Origin of the sequence: Extibacter muris (assembly GCF_004345005.1) — a bacterium.
Classification (GTDB): Bacteria; Bacillota; Clostridia; order Lachnospirales; family Lachnospiraceae; genus Extibacter; species Extibacter muris.
This window is the reverse complement of the sequence record NZ_SMMX01000001.1, coordinates 190,159-207,806: the sequence shown is the minus strand read 5'-3', so window position 1 is coordinate 207,806 and position 17,648 is coordinate 190,159. Positions and strand designations below refer to the sequence as shown.

18 protein-coding genes are annotated in these 17,648 nt (G+C 50.1%); 2 read left to right on the top strand and 16 right to left on the bottom strand.

Going from position 1 to position 17,648, the window contains the following annotated elements:
• Positions 1 to 191 precede the first annotated feature (191 nt).
• Positions 192 to 1,244 carry a PTS sugar transporter subunit IIC gene (locus tag E1963_RS01040; protein ID WP_132274118.1) on the top strand — a complete coding sequence of 351 codons (1,053 nt, stop codon included), beginning with the start codon at positions 192 to 194 and terminating at the stop codon, positions 1,242 to 1,244.
• A gap of 76 nt (positions 1,245 to 1,320) precedes the next feature.
• On the opposite strand, the gene E1963_RS01035 is transcribed toward E1963_RS01040, so the two are convergent.
• The 9 genes from E1963_RS01035 to mtaB all read right to left on the bottom strand — a co-directional run bounded on the left by E1963_RS01035 (position 1,321) and on the right by mtaB (position 9,078).
• The gene (locus tag E1963_RS01035) at positions 1,321 to 2,472 is read right to left on the bottom strand and encodes a double-cubane-cluster-containing anaerobic reductase (RefSeq protein ID WP_132274115.1); all 1,152 of its coding nucleotides are present in this window, start codon (positions 2,470 to 2,472) and stop codon (positions 1,321 to 1,323) included.
• A gap of 160 nt (positions 2,473 to 2,632) precedes the next feature.
• The gene (locus tag E1963_RS01030; protein WP_132274113.1) at positions 2,633 to 3,859 is read right to left on the bottom strand and encodes a peptidase U32 family protein; all 1,227 of its coding nucleotides are present in this window, start codon (positions 3,857 to 3,859) and stop codon (positions 2,633 to 2,635) included.
• Positions 3,843 to 4,511, bottom strand: a complete 669-nt coding sequence (locus E1963_RS01025) for an O-methyltransferase (RefSeq protein WP_132274110.1) — start codon at positions 4,509 to 4,511, stop codon at positions 3,843 to 3,845. Before E1963_RS01025 ends, E1963_RS01030 begins: the two co-directional genes overlap by 17 nt.
• A 90-nt stretch (positions 4,512 to 4,601) precedes the next feature.
• Complete coding sequence (locus E1963_RS01020; RefSeq protein WP_132274107.1) at positions 4,602 to 6,269, bottom strand: ribonuclease J; 1,668 nt, start codon at positions 6,267 to 6,269, stop codon at positions 4,602 to 4,604.
• A gap of 2 nt (positions 6,270 to 6,271) precedes the next feature.
• Entirely contained in the window at positions 6,272 to 6,751 is a 480-nt protein-coding gene (locus E1963_RS01015) for a Fur family transcriptional regulator (RefSeq protein WP_132274104.1), read from the bottom strand.
• Between the two features lie 6 nt (positions 6,752 to 6,757).
• Positions 6,758 to 7,018, bottom strand: a complete 261-nt coding sequence (locus E1963_RS01010; protein WP_066577981.1) for a DUF1292 domain-containing protein — start codon at positions 7,016 to 7,018, stop codon at positions 6,758 to 6,760.
• 18 nt (positions 7,019 to 7,036) lie between these two features.
• The gene (gene ruvX, locus E1963_RS01005; protein WP_066581550.1) at positions 7,037 to 7,468 is read right to left on the bottom strand and encodes a Holliday junction resolvase RuvX; all 432 of its coding nucleotides are present in this window, start codon (positions 7,466 to 7,468) and stop codon (positions 7,037 to 7,039) included.
• Between the two features lie 5 nt (positions 7,469 to 7,473).
• A complete protein-coding gene (locus E1963_RS01000; protein ID WP_006442140.1) occupies positions 7,474 to 7,737 on the bottom strand; it encodes an IreB family regulatory phosphoprotein in 264 nt (87 codons plus the stop codon).
• 57 nt (positions 7,738 to 7,794) lie between these two features.
• Positions 7,795 to 9,078: a tRNA (N(6)-L-threonylcarbamoyladenosine(37)-C(2))-methylthiotransferase MtaB gene (gene mtaB, locus E1963_RS00995; protein ID WP_132274101.1), complete on the bottom strand. Its 1,284-nt coding sequence runs from the start codon at positions 9,076 to 9,078 to the stop codon at positions 7,795 to 7,797.
• 197 nt (positions 9,079 to 9,275) lie between these two features.
• Between mtaB and E1963_RS00990 the strand changes: the two genes are divergently transcribed.
• On the top strand, positions 9,276 to 9,509 hold the full coding sequence (locus E1963_RS00990; RefSeq protein WP_049727516.1) for an HPr family phosphocarrier protein: 234 nt from the start codon (positions 9,276 to 9,278) through the stop codon (positions 9,507 to 9,509).
• 176 nt (positions 9,510 to 9,685) lie between these two features.
• Here the strand turns inward: E1963_RS00990 and thiI are convergent, their stop codons facing one another.
• The 7 genes from thiI to E1963_RS00955 form a co-directional block, all read right to left on the bottom strand.
• Positions 9,686 to 10,867, bottom strand: a complete 1,182-nt coding sequence (gene thiI, locus E1963_RS00985) for a tRNA uracil 4-sulfurtransferase ThiI (protein WP_132274099.1) — start codon at positions 10,865 to 10,867, stop codon at positions 9,686 to 9,688.
• An 82-nt stretch (positions 10,868 to 10,949) separates the two neighbouring features.
• The gene (locus E1963_RS00980) at positions 10,950 to 12,110 is read right to left on the bottom strand and encodes a cysteine desulfurase family protein (protein WP_132274096.1); all 1,161 of its coding nucleotides are present in this window, start codon (positions 12,108 to 12,110) and stop codon (positions 10,950 to 10,952) included.
• 43 nt (positions 12,111 to 12,153) lie between these two features.
• A complete protein-coding gene (locus E1963_RS00975) occupies positions 12,154 to 12,891 on the bottom strand; it encodes a 16S rRNA (uracil(1498)-N(3))-methyltransferase (RefSeq protein WP_132274093.1) in 738 nt (245 codons plus the stop codon).
• A gap of 1 nt (position 12,892) precedes the next feature.
• Complete coding sequence (gene prmA, locus E1963_RS00970) at positions 12,893 to 13,855, bottom strand: 50S ribosomal protein L11 methyltransferase (RefSeq protein WP_132274091.1); 963 nt, start codon at positions 13,853 to 13,855, stop codon at positions 12,893 to 12,895.
• A 10-nt stretch (positions 13,856 to 13,865) separates the two neighbouring features.
• Positions 13,866 to 14,432 (bottom strand): manganese efflux pump MntP, encoded by a 567-nt coding sequence (locus E1963_RS00965; protein WP_132274088.1) that lies wholly within the window; start codon positions 14,430 to 14,432, stop codon positions 13,866 to 13,868.
• Between the two features lie 265 nt (positions 14,433 to 14,697).
• Positions 14,698 to 15,579, bottom strand: a complete 882-nt coding sequence (locus E1963_RS00960) for a glycoside hydrolase family 25 protein (protein ID WP_132274085.1) — start codon at positions 15,577 to 15,579, stop codon at positions 14,698 to 14,700.
• Positions 15,572 to 17,638 carry a GGDEF/HDGYP domain-containing response regulator gene (locus E1963_RS00955; RefSeq protein WP_132274082.1) on the bottom strand — a complete coding sequence of 689 codons (2,067 nt, stop codon included), beginning with the start codon at positions 17,636 to 17,638 and terminating at the stop codon, positions 15,572 to 15,574. The genes E1963_RS00960 and E1963_RS00955 overlap by 8 nt, the downstream gene beginning before the upstream one ends.
• Positions 17,639 to 17,648 lie beyond the last annotated feature (10 nt).

Sequence of the window (17,648 nt, the reverse complement as noted above, 5' to 3'; positions counted from 1 at the left end):
CTATGGGCACAATTAACAGTATCATTATGGGTATTTTGTTAATTATCACAAAATTCTGTGTGGTACTGTTTTTTTTATGTCAATTTTGATACCATCTGTAACTTTTTGAAACCCGGCTTGTATATTGGTTTCATCAATAAGAGAACGGAATTATAAATAAAATCATCATTACGAATTGAGAGGTAAAAAGTATGTTTACAATCGTATCGGGAATAGGATTATTGCTCGTCACTCTTGCCGGTTTCTCGCTCTTCAGCCTGAAGATGCCTAAGGGGCAGCTCGCCATGTCCGGCATGGCCAACGCCGCTATCGCAACGTTTCTGGTAGAAGCCGTTCATAAATATATCACCGGAGATCTGCTCGGCTTGGACTTTTTCCGCAGTCTTGGAGAAACGGCCGGGGGGCTGGGCGGTGTGGCCGCTGCCGCCATGGTACCGATCTGCATGGGGGCTAATCCCGTACTGGCAATTGTCGCCGGCGTGGCCGTCGGAGGATATGGCATTCTTCCGGGATTTATCGCAGGCTACATCATCGGGCTCATAGCTCCGGTTATTGAAAAGAAGCTGCCTGAGGGGCTGAACCTTATCGGGGGCGCGCTCCTGATCGCACCTGCTGCACGCCTCATCGTCATAGCCGTCAACCCCGCCGTCAACGCTACACTTGCAACTATCGGCGGCACGATATCCGCTGCCACGGAACAGTCTCCCATCGTCATGGGATTCCTGCTCGGCGGCATCATCAAGATGATATGCACGTCACCTCTGAGCTCTATGGCACTGACTGCCATGCTCGGCCTTGACGGGCTGGCGATGGGTATAGCCGCCATTGCGTGTGTAGGAGGCTCTTTCACCAACGGGCTTATCTTCTCACGGCTGAAGCTTGGAGACAGGAGCAACGTCATAGCCGTCATGCTGGAACCGCTCACACAGGCAGATATCATAACATCCAATCCGCTTCCTATCTACTGCTCTAATTTCTTCGGCGGAGGATTCGCCGGGATATCAGCAGCAGTGTTCCATATTGTGAATAATGCACCAGGGACAGCATCTCCGATTCCGGGACTTTTAGCGCCGTTCGCATTCAATCCTGCAACACATGTCATCGGTGCCTTAGCATTCGCTGTCATCGGCGGATGTCTGGCAGGCGTCGTCGGCAGCAGGGTCTTTCGTCAGAAAATAAAAGTCCCGGCTGTTCCTGCAAATAATGACGAAAGGGGTCAGACCCCTGTCGCCACAGGGGTCTGACCCCTTTCAAAATTCAGACAATATTCAGACATTTTAAAAGACCGCCTCCGGGCGGTCGTTTCATTTCTTGTCATGCCTACAGCATTTCGATGAATGCGGCGATCCTTGTATTCAGCTGGCCGATATCTGCCTGTGAATAATCTGTCTCTACACTGATATATGGTATGTTCTTCTTTTCATTTACGAACCTTCTGATGCCGAGCGTCTCTACATTGTATGTGTGGCAGGCCTGGAGCACCATCTCCACCACGCCGTCGACTCTGTATTCATCGATGAGCCTTCCGAGCAGTTCCAGGCGATTTGGATTTGGTGTCATGACAGAGCAGCCGATATTCAGATATCTTCTGGCCAGTGCATCGTAGATATCCGGGTTGTCCTCGTCGACGAGCTTATCGATGGACTTTGCACCGGTACAGTTCTCATATGTCACTACGATTCCTCCATTTTCTTCAATCGCCTTGATCACCTTTTCGGACGCACCGCCGATTGGACATCCTGTCACGAGGATGCGGGGCTTCTTCCCCTCCATCTTTCCTTCGGCGTATTCTTTATTGATTTTATCCACTAATGCGTCAACCTCGCCCGGAATGGCAGAGCGGTCGAACTTGAAGGTGCTGCCGTACAGGACCTTGAACAAGTCCTGGCCTTTTATGGGAGCAGGATCGTTCCTCATCACTTCATAGAGCTTCTTCAGAGAACGCCTTCCGGCGTTATTCACCTTCACCGCATCCCGAATCTGCTCTTCAGTTATCTCTGTCTCGAACTTCGCTTCCAGATATTCCTTGAATCGGATGATTTCGCTTTTCCACAGCTTAAGCGCCTCTTCCCCCTGGGTATTCGGCAGTTCCATCAAGAACACGTCCTTGAACTCTTTCATGTATTCATACATTTTCTTCTTGCCGTCACACGTCGTCTCACCGACGACTACATCAGAAAAGTAAAAGAAAGGACATTTATCCGTCTTCGCAAATCCATAGCTGGACTTGATGAGCGGGCATAAGTTCTTCGGCAGGTCCTTCTCCGCCTCTGGTATCGTCTCATCTGACGTGGAGCACAGGCCCACGGTTGCCGCCCCCATCGCCATGGCGATTTCCTGTGGAAAATATGTACAATAGGCGCCTACAATCGGCACTCCTTTATCCTTTAGCTCCTTCACCCCTAAAAAAGAATTTTTACGCTGTTCGGCAAATTCCTCAAATACTTCCGGCAATTCCTTGATTATCTCCATTTTATCCTCCTATATTTCTTCTTCGATTTTAATCAGAATGTAAATGCATCCTACAGTTATCCTATCACCGCACGTCAAATGCCGCCAATAAAAAAGGCAAATAAAAAGCCCGTCTTATAGGGAATCCCTATAAGGCAGGCCGGCGATACAGATTTACTTTTTATGGTTCTGCTCTTCTTAATATGTCATACATATCCGCTCTGCTTCCCAAATCCACGTACAGTACCTGTTTAGGATGAGGCGCGCTTTCCTGTTCATTTCCCTCTTCATCTACGAGCCGCCTGACCGTGACCTCCACATTTTCCCCGTTCGGCTTCATAATCTCAACCACCTCGCCTACAGAGAATTTGTTCCGCTGCTCGATACGGTACATCCCGTCCTTTCCGCCGCTTATGATGCCAAGATACGTATATTCCTTCACATAAGTGTTGCTGTCATATATCTGGCTCTCATCGCCCGGTTTGCCAAAGTAGAACCCGGTCGTAAACTGCCGGTATGTGCAGTTGGATATCTGGTCAAGGTACCATGGCATGTTTTTCCGGTACAGCTTAGGATCCTCCGCATAATCGTCGAGCGCTTTCCGGTAAGTCCGTGCTACCGTGGCCACATACAGCGCGGTTTTCATCCGGCCTTCTATCTTGAGGCTGTCGATGCCGGCATCAATCAATTCCGGGATATGTTCAATCATGCACAGATCTTTGGAATTGAAAATGTACGTGCCCCGCTCATTTTCATACACAGGCATATACTCGCCCGGACGCGTCTCTTCCATGATAAAATATTTCCACCTGCACGGATGTGTGCAGGCTCCCCTGTTGGCGTCGCGCCCTGTAAAATAATTGCTCAGAAGGCAGCGGCCTGAATAAGAGATGCACATTGCCCCGTGCACGAAGCTCTCTATCTCCATCTCCTCTGGAATATGTTCCCGTATCTCTTTGATTTCAGCAAGCGAAAGCTCTCGTGCCGACACGACACGCTTCGCCCCCTGTTTCCACCAGAACAGGTACGTCCCGTAATTCGTGTTGTTCGCCTGCGTGCTTATATGCCGCTCTATTTCAGGACATATCTCGCCTGCAATCTCAAAGACCGCCGGGTCGGCGATAATGAATGCATCCGGACCTATTTCCTTCAGCTCTTTAAAATATTCCCGCACTCCGGGCAGATCCTCATTATGTGCGAGTATATTAGCCGTCACGTATACTTTTACATCGTGGGCGTGGGCGAAACGGATGCCCTCTCTCATGTCTTCCATGGAGAAATTCTTCGCCTTGGCCCTGAGTCCAAAGGCTTCACCTCCGATATATACCGCATCCGCTCCAAATATTACTGCTGTCTTCAACACTTCCAGGCTGCTCGCCGGAATCAACAATTCAGGATGTCTGGCCATCTCTCTTCTCTCCTCGTTTTATGCTCAGCGCCACACCGTCTCCAAGGGGGAGGATTGATGTGAGCAGATCTTCTCTGTGCTTTAATTCATATAAATATTCCCGCATGCGGCTGTGTATCGTACGGTTGCGCCTCTCCACCGCGAACCGTGACTCGATGATATCGCCGTCCTGCAGTACATTATCGGACATCAGGACTCCTCCGTCCGTAAGCAGGCGGACAGCCTCCGGCATATAATGGATGTACTGCCCCTTTGCCGCATCCATGAAAATAAAATCAAACGGTCCCTCGAGCCCCTTCATCACTTCCAGTGCATCCCCTTCTATCAGCGTAATCCTGTCCTCCTGCCGTGCACGCCTGAAATTGCCGCGTGCAATCGGAATCCGCTTCTTATAGTTCTCTATAGTGGTGATATGGCAATCCTCAGGCGCATACTCGCTCATGAGTAGCGCAGAAAAGCCTACTGCCGTCCCCACTTCAAGGATCCGTTTCGGCCGGCACATGGTAATAATCACCTTCAGGAAGCTCTGCGTCTCCTTTCGGATAACCGGCACGAAAGTATCCACAGCCTCCTGTTCAATCTCTTCCAGCAGCGGAACTTCCGGCATCTCCAGGCTGCGGATATACGTAACCATACGTTCGTCGACAATCATTCAGGTACACCCCTTCATCCATTTTGGTACACCACAAAGTTCAATTTGGGACGTAACCCTTTTGAAAAAGATCACGTCCCAAAACGCACTTTACACATCCATTATAATTGGAAGTATCATTGGCCTTCTCTTTGTTTTCTTCCAGATATATTCATTCATCGTGTCGCGGATTACGAGCTTTATCTTGCTCCAGTCTGCGTTCTTCTGATGTGCCAGGCAGTCCTCTACCGCATTGGTAACTACTTTTCTCGCTTCTTCCATAAGTTTTTCCGACTCACGCACATACACGAAGCCGCGGGATACGATATCCGGTCCGGCCATCAGCTGATTGCTGCCTTTTTCCAGTGTCAGCACTACGATAAGGATACCATCCTCCGCCAGATGCTGCCTGTCCCGTAGCACGATGTTGCCGACATCTCCTACTCCGAGGCCGTCCACGAGGATTTCTCCCGTGTGGACCTTATCCGCCACTTTGGCTTCTTTGCTGTTCAGCTCAAGCACCTCTCCTGACTGCAGGATAAAGATGTTGTCCTTCGGAATGCCGAGCGTCTGGGCAATCGCTGCATTTGCTTTCAGATGGCGGTACTCGCCGTGCACCGGGATTGCATATTTTGGTTTTACGAGCGAATAGATCAGTTTCAGCTCTTCCTGGCAGGCATGTCCAGATACATGGGCATCCTGGAAGATGACGTTCGCACCTTTAGCGGACAGCTCATTGATGACCTTTGATACGGACTTCTCATTACCCGGTATCGGATTAGAACTGAAGATTACCGTATCACCCGGCATGATCGTCACTTTCTTGTGCACGTCCGCCGCCATCCTGGACAGTGCCGCCATGGACTCTCCCTGGCTTCCTGTCGTGATGAGGACCGTCTTCTCAGGCGGATAGTTGCGAAGCTGGTCAATCTCTATGAGCGTCTTGTCCGGCACGCTCAAGTAGCCTAGCTCCTGGGCGACAGCGATGATATTGACCATGCTGCGGCCTTCCACCACGACCTTCCTGTCATACTTGCAAGCCGAATTGATAATCTGCTGCACACGGTCTACATTGGATGCAAACGTGGCTATGATTATCCTCGTATTCTGGTGCTCCGCAAATATATGGTCAAAGGCATGTCCCACCGTGCGCTCAGACTGGGTAAATCCAGGGCGCTCTGCATTCGTGCTGTCTGACATGAGCGCCAGCACGCCTTTCTTTCCAATCTCCGCAAACCGCTGCAGGTCGATGGCATCGCCGAACACTGGCGTATAATCCACCTTAAAATCGCCGGTATGCACCACGATGCCGGCCGGTGAGTATATCGCCAGAGCCGCCGCATCCTGGATGCTGTGGTTCGTCTTGATAAATTCAATCCTGAACTGTCCAAGGTTGATGGACTGTCCGTGCTTTACCACTTTTCTTCTCGTGCTTCTGAGCAGGTTGTGCTCTGTAAACTTCTTCTCTATAATCCCCATCGTAAGCTTCGTCGCATATATCGGAAGATTCATCTCCTTCAATACATAAGACAACGCACCGATATGGTCCTCATGGCCATGGGTGATTACGAATCCCTTCACTTTCTGGATATTGTCTTTCAGATAAGTGACATCCGGGATGACGAGATCGATTCCGAGCATGTCATCCTCCGGGAATGCCAGACCGCAGTCCACGACAATAATACTGTCTTCATACTCAAAGGCAGTAATGTTCATTCCAATCTTTTCCAATCCTCCGAGTGGAATGATACGCAGTTTTCCATTGTTTTCTTTTTTCAAATTTACACCTCCACGTGCTTTTCCGTACTATCTTGCCTATCCAGGCATTCTTTGCATTGTCCATAGAACTTTAATTCGTGGTCTAACACGTGAAATCCCGTCGCCTCTTCTATATGGCCCTCCAGTTCTTCCAGGAGGTCATCTTTGAAGGGCAGTACCTTTCCACAAGTCTTGCATATCAGGTGATGATGGTGATGTTTGGCTTCCCCGAGAAAAAGCTCGCCAATTTCATAACGCGCACATCCATCATCCAGATTGATACGATCCACCAATTGCATTTCCAGCAACAACTGCACTGTCCGGTAAATAGTCGCCAATCCTATATCAGGATAGTCTTCCTTCACCAGTTCGTAAATGTCTTCCGCAGCCATGTGTTTATCACGATGTTCTGCGAGCACCTCTAATACAAGCAACCTTTGATTGGTTACCTTAAGACCCTTTTCTTTCAGTAATTCCTTAAATTTTTCTTGACTGACTGACATAGTATACTACCTTTCAATAACAACATCTTCCAGCAGCTCCTCAAACACTTTTGATACAGCGCCAATCTCCACATCATCTTCTACGATTTCATAGATGCTGTCTGAACCGTCTTCCTCTGATGTATCTTTTAATATCAGACATTCTGCATCATCTTCTTCCGAATCAGTCACAAGAATGTATGAAACTCCATTGACTTTTGTCTGTTCCAGCACAAAAAATTCTGCTTCTTCCTGCATTTCTTCAGACATGAACTTGATTTTCTCCATAAAAACACCTCACACAGACTATTCTTGTCCCACATATATGGAATCCAGATATCCCTGCAATATAAAAACAGCCGCAATCTTATCGATATACTTCTTGCGGTCCTCACGTCTTACCTTATTTTCAATTAAAGTCCGTTCCGCTTCTACCGTAGTCAGACGCTCATCCCACATCACGACCTCAAGGCCGGTCCGCTTTTTAAGCATCTCACCAAACTTCAATGACTGTTCCGCACGTTTTCCAATATCATTATTCATATGCTTCGGAAGCCCAAGCACGATACGCTCCACTTCATACTCTCGGATAAGCTCCTCTATCCGGGCACATGTCCTGCGCAGCTTGTTCTCTTCCTTGCGAAAAATCGTCTCAATACCCTGGGCCGTAAGCCCCAAGGGGTCGCTGACAGCCACGCCGACAGTCTTCTCGCCGTAATCCAGTCCCATAATTCTCATAGACATTATACCCATCCGTTGTGCTCGATATACGTCTTAAGCATCTCTTCTACGAGTTCGTCCCGTTCCATCTTCATAATCAGGCTTCTCGCACCGTTATGGCTTGTAATATATGTCGGGTCTCCTGACATAATATATCCAACGATCTGATTGACAGGATTATAACCTTTTTCACTTAATGCTTTGTACACAATCTCAAGAATATCTTTTGCTTGAATCTGTGGACCGCTTTCTACCTGAAAAAACTGGGTGTTACTTAAATCCTTCATATACTCACGTCCTCCAAAAATACTTCTATTTCATTCTAAACCATAGCACCCGAAAATTCAATGAATTATTTGCAAAGGGCTCTCAATTTCTACATTTATGACCTTATTCGTAAGATTTTCTGACCCTTTTCGTCCAATTTTGACATATTCCTTCGTATGTCCCGTCACATAAAGCTCTCCACCGCGCATGACAGTCTCTTCCACCAGCACTTCTGCCGTCGTTCCAATGAGCTTTTCTTCATAGGCTGCCTGTTTTCTGCGGCTCAGTTCGAGCAGTACGCTGCTCCGTGCCGCCTTTACCTCATCCGGCACCTGGTTCTCCATAGCAGCAGCCTTCGTTCCTTCCCTTCTGGAATACTTGAATACATGTGTCTCGTAGAAATCCACCTTGTCGATGAAAGCCCTGGACGCTTCAAACTCTGCATCCGTCTCGCCCGGAAAGCCGACGATCACATCCGTCGTCAGTGCAGGATGATGGAAATAATTCCGAAGCATTGCACATTTCTCATAATACTCTTCTGCCGTGTAGCGGCGGTTCATGCGCCTCAGCGTGTCATTGCAGCCGCTCTGCAGCGACAGGTGGAAGTGAGGGCAGAATTTTGGAAGCCCGGCAAGTGCCTGGACAAGCTCCTCGGTTATAATCCTCGGTTCCAGGGAGCCAAGCCGTATACGCCTGAGCCCCTCCGTCTCATGTACAGCCTCGATCAGCGCCAGGAGCGTATCTCCCGTGTCCACTCCATAGGAGCTGAGATGTATCCCGGTAAGCACCACCTCTTTATAGCCGCTTTCTGCAAGTCTCTTCACTTCTGCCAGCACGCTATCCCGCTTTCTGCTCCTGACACGTCCTCTCGCGTATGGTATGATACAGTAAGAACAGAACTGGTTGCACCCATCCTGTACTTTGATGTAAGCCCTCGTATGTTCCGCAGTCCTGCTTAGGTTCAGATTCTCATACTCATCGGTGTGGCTGATGTCCACTAGGCCTTCTCCTGTCTCCCATCTGCCTTCTTCGTATTCCTTCAGAATCTGTATCAGATCCTTTTTGCGGTTATTTCCTATCACGACATCGATACAGTCGTCCGCTTCCTCGCCCCGGGCCTGCACGTAGCACCCCGCGGCCACGACAACTGCATCCGGATTCATCTTCCTTGCCCGGTGGAGCATCTGCCTTGATTTGCGGTCAGCCATATTGGTGACGGTACATGTATTGATAATGTATATATCTGCCCCCTCTTCAAACGGCACTATCTCGTATCCGTGCCGCGCAAGAAGTTCCTGCATCGCCTCTGTCTCATAGGCATTGACTTTGCATCCCAGATTATGCAGCGCTACTTTTTTCATACGGATTCTCCTACTCCTTTTGATGCCCTCGGCCGGCAGAAGCGCACTTGTCCTGCGCCGGCGCAGAGTATACAAATTGTTGTAACTTTTAACGAATTTTTTCCAATTTCTTTGGCAGTTTGTTCCTTGACTTTTATACCTTGTACTCTTAAGATGTTTATAGAACATGTAAAGAAAGCCAAGGAGGGTTACGTCCAATGAAAACAGTTCAGATCTCTTTAAATTCAATCGACAAAGTAAAGTCTTTTGTAAATGAAATCACCAAATTTGATTATGATTTTGATTTAGTATCCGGAAGGTATGTCATCGATGCAAAGTCAATCATGGGAATCTTCAGCCTCGATCTATCAAAGCCGATCGACCTGAACATCCATGCAGATAACGATGTAGATACCGTTTTAGAAATCCTGAAACCATATATCGTAGACTAAATTATAAAAACATAGAGTAATCAATGTGCCTGCCCGCTCATAGAAGCGGTGCAGGCTTTTTTCATACATAGGGATCCCTCCGTGGCAGCCCACTTCGGCGGACGTAAATGATGTCGCTATTGCAGACCGCCGCATGCGGACGAACGTGCCTTGGCACTTTCGTCGTTCTATCACATTTATTTCACTTCGATAACTTCCACCGTCTCCAGCGCTCTGTCTACAAGCTCATCTATTTTTTCAGACAGCTTTTCTTCAGACCGCCGGATCACCTCTACATTGGGCTTTGTCACCGGATGCTTGGCTACGAAGATTGTGCAGCAGTCCTCAAAAGGCTGTATGGACGTCTCAAATGTATCAATTCTTTCCGCAATGTCTACAATCTCCTGCTTGTCGAACCCGATGACCGGCCGGTAGACCGGAAGCGTACATACATCATTCGTAGCTGCAAGACTCTGCATCGTCTGGCTGGCCACCTGCCCGATGCTCTCCCCGGTAATCAGGCCGAGGCATCCGTCCTTCCGTGCAAAATGTTCTGCAATCCGCATCATATACCGCCTCATGATTATCGTCAGCTCATCGTGGGGGCACTGGTCATAGATATAGAGCTGGATATCTGTAAAGTTCACGACATGAAGCTTCACCGGTCCTGCATATCTGGATACGATCTTCGCCAGATCTATGACCTTCTGTTTCGCGCGCTCGCTCGTGTACGGTGGCGCGTGGAAATAGGTAGCCTCAATACCGACGCCCCGTTTCGATATCATATAGCCCGCCACCGGACTGTCGATACCTCCGGAGAGAAGCAGCATCGCCTTCCCGTTCGTCCCTACCGGCATTCCGCCCGGCCCCGGTATGATCCTGGAATATACATAGATAGAATCCCGTACCTCGATGTTGAGCATCACATCCGGATGATGCACATCCACGCGGATATCAGGAAACGCCTCCAGAACCGCCTCCCCGATGTCACAGTTGATCTCCATGGACGTCCTTGGATAAGTCTTTCTGGCCCGTCTCGCCTCCACCTTGAACGTCATCTTCTTGTCCGGATACAGCTCGTCCATATACGCAACCACATCCTTCTTCAGCTCGTCAAAGCCCTTGTCCTCCATACGCACGACCGGGCAGATGCCGACGATGCCGAACACCCGTTTCAAATGCTCCACCGTCTCCTCATAGTCATACTCGCCTTCGCAGTCCACATAAATCCTCGCCTGGGACTTGTGTACATAGAACTCGCCATCCACATCACGCAGGGCATACCGTACCTGCCGCACAAGGGCATCCTCAAATAAATACCGGTTTTTTCCCTTAATTCCAATTTCTCCGTATTTTAACAAAAATGTATGAAATCTCATCGTATTTTCTGAATCCTCTCTAAATTTCGAAAGGGGTCAGACCCCTGGCTGCGCAGGGGTCTGACCCCTTTCATATTTTTCGTTATTGTCTGACATATTTCCTTAGCATTGGTACTACATTATATAGTGTGTCCAGCGTATAGTCAATCTCTTCTTCTGTCGTGAACTCGGACATGCTGAATCTGAGCGTGGCGTCCAGATACTCCTGTTCTGCCCCGATGCCTTTGAGCACCCCGCTGATTCCTGGGTGGTTGGAAGAACATGCGGAACCGGATGACACGTATATCCCCTTTTCTTCCAGCGCGTGCAGCAGCACTTCGCTGCGGACTCCGGCAAACCCGACACTGATGATATGGGGCGCGGATATCTCGTCATACAGTCCGTGGATCGTCGTATTGTCAATCTTGCGGACCCCATCGATGAAGTGTGCCTTCAGGTTGCGCATCGACGCCACTTTCTCGTCGAGATTCGTATAAATTGTCTCGGCTGCCAGCCCAAGGCCAGCTATTCCAGGCACATTCTCCGTTCCGGAGCGGATGTTCTTCTGCTGCTCTCCGCCATATATGACAGGCTTTATCTTCACCTGCTCCCCGATATAGAGCGCCCCGGTCCCCTTCGGGCCATGTATCTTGTGCCCGCTGATAGAACACATATCCACTTTCATGCGCTTCGGGTATATACGGTACTTGCCGAAGCCCTGCACCGCGTCCACATGGAACAGTATGTTGCGGTTATACGCCTTGACGATGCTTGCAGCATCATCAATCGGCTGTACGGACCCGACTTCATTGTTGACATACATGACCGACACGAGAATCGTCTCATCGCACAAAGCTTCCTTCAGAGCGTCCAGGCGGATTCTTCCATACTTGTCAACCGGCAGAAACGTCACCCGGAACCCTTCCTCTTCTTCAAGGAAACGCATTGTATTGATAATGGCCGGATGTTCTATGGATGAGGTAATCAGATGCTTCCCCGCCCGGCTGTTCGCTCTCGCGGCGCCTATAAGCGCCAGGTTGTCGCTCTCTGTCCCGCCGGATGTGAAGAATATCTCCTTTTCCTGAACTTTCCACAGCTTCGCCAGTCTTTCCTTGGCCTGCTTTATATACTTCTCTGCTTCCACACCTTTCGCATGCATGGAGGATGGATTGCCATAGTCATCGCACATCACCTTGCGTACAAGGTCCCCCACGCATTCATAAGCTTTCGTAGTTGCAGAATTGTCCAAATATATTTCTCTCATAATTCCACTTCCTGCTTTTTATTCTCAATAATAGATTATGTCATTACCCCTCAAGATGGAACATGAGTACAGACAAAGTTGTTAACCCTGCCGTCTCTGTCCTTAAGATCCGCCTTCCGAGCGTAATCGGCCTGGCTCCTGCCTCTATGGCCGCCTCGACCTCCTCCCGCTCAAATCCGCCCTCCGGTCCGATGAACACGCCGACAGACTGTCCGGGGACGATTGAAGCTATAACCTTCTTCGTCTCCCGCATGTCCTCCGCCAGTTCATAAGGTATGAGCAGTACATCCAGGCCGGATGCCTGCAAAAGTGCCTCTTTGAAGCCAGCCACCTGGGCGACCTTCGGTATATACCCGCGCCCGGCCTGCTTGGAAGCGCTCTCGGCAATGCTCTGCCACCGCTGCGTCTTCTTCCCGGCCTTCTTCTCATCCAGCTTCACTACGGAACGCCTCGTCACGACAGGCACGACCTCCGAGACGCCGAGCTCTGTGGCCTTCTGTACGATCAGCTCCATCTTGTCCTGCTTCGGCAGCCCTTGGAACAGGCAGATTCTGGACGGCAGTTCCGTGTCTGCCTCCTGCTCCTCACAAATCCGCAAGACAGCCGCCCCCTCCTCATACCGCTCCACGGTACATACGTATTTCCGGTTATCACCGTCGCTTACGGCCACCGCCTCGCCCGGCTTCATGCGCAGGACATTCTTCAGATGGTTGACGTCCTGGCCCTCCACAAAGATATCGCCGTCTCTGACCTGGGACGGCGTCACAAAAAAATGATGCATCCTACTTCTCCTGATTCTTTCTCGCTGTGACAGACACCCATTCACCCTGATGGTTGATTTCCAGTACGGTAAGCCCCGCGGCCTCCACCGCTCCTACCACCTCAGCTTCCTTTTCCTCGATGATGCCGCTCGTTATATAGATTCCTCCAGGCTTCAGATGTGGAAGGATAACCGGCGTAAGCGGAACGAGCACATCCGCCAGGATATTGGCCGCAACGATATCGTACCGCCCATAGCCGACCTTATCCTGTACCTGTCTGTCGCCAATGATATTTCCAATCATGACTTCATACTGCTCTCTCCCGATCCCGTTCGCCTCCATATTCTCATGGGTCGCATCGATGGCACATGGATCCAGGTCCGTCCCTACCGAATATGCGGCACCGAACTTGAGCGCCAGCATCCCGAGGATGCCGCTTCCACAGCCCACATCCAGAATCTCAGTATCCGGCGCCACATATTTCCGGAGCTGCCGGATACAGAGCTGCGTCGTCTCATGCATCCCTGTCCCGAACGCAGTTCCCGGATCGATATGGATGACGAGCCTGCCGCTGTCCTTCTCCTCCACCTCTTCCCAGGACGGAATCACGAGGATATCATCTATCGTAAACTGATGGAAATACTGCTTCCAGTTGTTCACCCAGTCTACATCCTCGGTCTGTGATTCTTCTATGATGCAAGCTCCCACGTCCATATAGCTTTTCATATGTTCCAGCTCTTTTCGCACCTGTCCGAGGATCGTCCCCGCATCTTCCCCCTCATCGAGGTAAAAGGTCAGATACGCCGTCCCGTCATCCTCCGGAATATCCGGAAGGATGTCCACGAACATCTGCTCCTTGTCCTCCTGCGTAAGCGGTATCCTGTCCTCGATCTGCACGCCCTGTATGCCCAGGTCCATCAGCATGCTGCTCACGATATCTTCCGCTTCTGTCGTCGTCTTTAAACGAAATTGATTCCACTTCATATACATTCTCCTATAATATCCCCAGATGAGACAGCAGGATTTTGATCCCCATAAGGATGAGGATTGCCCCGCCTGCCAGCTCTGCCCTGGATTTATATTTCGTTCCGAATACATTGCCTATTTTAACACCTGCGACAGATATTGTAAATGTAATCACGCCAATAAAACTCACTGCCGGTGCGATCGAGACATGGAGAAATGCAAATGTAACCCCGACCGCAAGCGCGTCGATGCTCGTCGCCACCGCCAGCATGAGCATCGTGCGCACATCAAGCGATTCATCCGTATCCTCGCAGCTGTCACACCCGCCGCGTGCTTCCCGTACCATATTCACCCCGATAATACCGAGCAGGATAAACGCGATCCAATGATCGACCGATGTTATGACATCTTTGAACTGGACCCCGAGCAAGTATCCCGCTAACGGCATGACCGCCTGGAACATTCCAAAATACAAACCGACGACGCCCGCCTTCGTCCACGTACATTTTTTCATGGCGAGACCCTTACAGACAGAGACTGCGAACGCATCCATCGACAGCCCCACTGCAATAATAAACAACTCATACAATGCCATCTTTCATCTCTCCTTATCTTATCCTCAGTATCAGAACAAAGAATGATCCCTTGGCGCCGCAGTGCGTATTCCCCGAAGGAATTTCCTTTAGAGCAAAAAAGACCTATCCGTGGCGTATCCACGGATAAGTCTCATTATTTAAAGTAATGCCAGATGTATCTCATCAGCATGTTGACAATACTACGCCCAAGCGCCAACTACTCCCTTACCGATAGTTGATATTATACTGGCCGTGCAAGGTCTTGTCAACAAGAAATGCCAACTGTTAATCATTCTCAAAATATACGTTCATATCCACGCTACCGCCTATGCCCGGCACCTTCCCGGCCTCTGTATACTGCCACATGGAAAACTCATACGGGCACTGGGGTACAGGTTCATAATCCGCATACCATTTGTCATAGTCCGCAAGCCTCTCCAGATCCAGCGTGAACGCCATCCATTTCATATTGGCATATACCATGCTGTCATAGCCTGCCTCTTCTATCCGGTCGCAGAATACGATACAGTTATCTGTAAACTGTGTCCTGTCCAGCCCATCCGTCCGGGCCGTATCATCCTTTATCTCTTCCGTGTCAAACACGACCGGATATGAAATGTCATACTCTTTGATCCGCTCCAGTACGAACTGCGCCTCCTCAAGCGTCTCTTCCCCGGATACTGCCTGGGAAAAGAAATAGACCCCCACATCAAGCCCTGCTCCGAGGGCACCGTCCATATGCGACCGGAACATCTTATCTTCCACAAGCGTCCCGGCACTGCCGTACCCCCGGTATCCGACCCTCACCATGGCAAATTCTATCCCCGCGGCGCTGACCTTGTTCCAATCCACCGGCTGCTGGAATTCAGAGACATCAATCCCGATTCTGGATATCCTCGCCCCATCCTTATCCGTATAATACTTGAAGCCGCCCTCTTCCTTCAGCCGTCCGTAATCATAGCTGCTAAGAGGCAGCCCCTCGATGCGGGCCGCCTCATACTCCGTGCCCTCTACATCGACAAACGTATAGGTACTCGCGGACGTATCCTCCTGCACGGCGCCTTCCGTCTCCACGGTGCTGCCGCTCCTGCGTCCGGAGCCGTCTGCGGAACAGCCATACAGAAGCAGCACCGCTGCCAGCATGCCAAGGGCCTTTCTCTTAATCATCGATCTCATTATCCATCGGAGATATGACAGAGAGGCAGCTCTCCATGGATTCTTCATAGAACTTAAACTGGTTCCTCCCTTCCTGCTTGGAAGAATATAGCGCCTGGTCGGCACATTGGAACAGCTTCTCATATGTAGTCCCATCTTTCGGATATATGGCCACTCCCATACTGATGGATATCTTGAAATTATAATAATAGTCCGCGAGCGAATCAAAGATGCGGTTGACGACATAAGAGAAGTCGTCTCTGTACTCGGCAAAGATAAGGAATTCATCTCCGCCGACTCTGGCCGCTATATCATCGCTCCTTATATTCTGGAGTATCTTCTTCGCCACGAACTTCAGCACACGGTCCCCAAACAGATGCCCGTGCTGGTCGTTTGCGTTCTTGAAAAAGTCGAGGTCGAACAGGATCAGGCCGTATCTGCAGTCCGTATCTTCCTTCAGCATGGCAGTAATAATCTTCTGGGCATTCGCGTGGTTGTACAGCGAGGTGAGCATATCCTGCGCAGCCGCCTGCTTCAGCATGTTCATCTCCAGCCGCTCCTCATGCACATCGATCATCTTGCCGATGGAGCCGCTGTAGACCCTCTTCTCCTCATCACTCCAGAGGGCACGTGCAATCAGCTTGCACCAGCGCTCCCTGCCCTGGATGCGCAGCTGGTATATGCCGCTGACGACAGGATGTGCCGGAGTGGCGCTTCTGAGGTTCCGCCGTATCTCGCACAGATCCTCGTGGTCTATCATCTCGTCTATCATGGCATTTTCCATAGGATGTAGCGCTATCTCGTCTGTTCCGAGGTAGTTGGCCCCCCACTCGGACAGCATGATCATATCCGTCTCTGCATTGTATTCAAATTGTATCTCCTGGGACATGGCGGCAAAGAACTGGTACTTTATCCGCTCCTGCTCCAGTAGGTTCAGCGTGCGGTCCGAAGCCGTGATGCCGCCTGTTTCCAGCAGTTCCGATGTGATATTCCTCATCTCATTGTGCATCGTTTTGCCAAGCGAACGCACCTTCAGCTCTCTGGATATATGGTCGCCCTCTTCTATCAGGCATTCCAGCAGGACAGGGTTGAATGCACCGCATTCCCCGTGCAGGATCATCTCCATCGCCTTCTCATGCGCATACGCAGGCTTATAGACACGTACGCTCGTAAGGGCATCGTACACGTCGGCGAGCGATACGACCTGGGCGGCTATCGGAATCTCTTCCCCCTTCAGCCCGTCAGGATACCCCTTCCCGTCAAACCGTTCGTGGTGCCAGCGGCAAATTTCATACGCCGCCTTTACAAGCCCTTCGTTCTGATGGTTGGGCACGCTTCTGAGCATCTCTGCACCGATGGCGGAATGCGTCTTCATGATCTCGAATTCTTTCTTCGTCAGCTTGCCGGGTTTGTTCAAGATCTCTTCCGATATCGATATCTTACCGATATCATGCAGAGCGGATGCATTCGTGATGAGAGCGATGGCTGCGCTGCTTAAGTTATACTCCTCCGTATGGCGCACAAGCGCCTTGAGAAGCAGCTCGGTAATAATACGGATATGCATGACGTGAAGTCCGCTCTCTCCGTTACGGAACTCGACGATCGTACTGAGGATCTCAACCATGAGATAGTTGTTCTTCTCTTTTTCCAGAATCTGATCCGTCACCATACCCTGCAGCATCTTCTGCTTCGCATACAGCATTATCGTATTGCTGACCCTTCGCCGGACCGTCTTAACATCGAACGGCCTGCTTATATAGTCCGTAGCGCCTAGGTCATAAGCCTGGTCGATATAGGCCGACGACGTCTCCGCCGATATCATGATGACCGGAATATGCTCGATCCATTTCCCTTTATTCATCATCGCAAGCACTTCAAAGCCATCCATCACCGGCATTACGATATCCAGAAGAATGATTGCGATGTCATTTTCATTTTTCTGCAGATACTGCACCGCTTCCAGGCCGTTTACCGCCTCCGCTATCTCATATTCGTCACCGAGCATGTCCGAAAGCAGCGACCTGTTCATCTCCGTATCATCTACTATTAATATTTCGTGTCTTTTGTCCATACCCCTACCT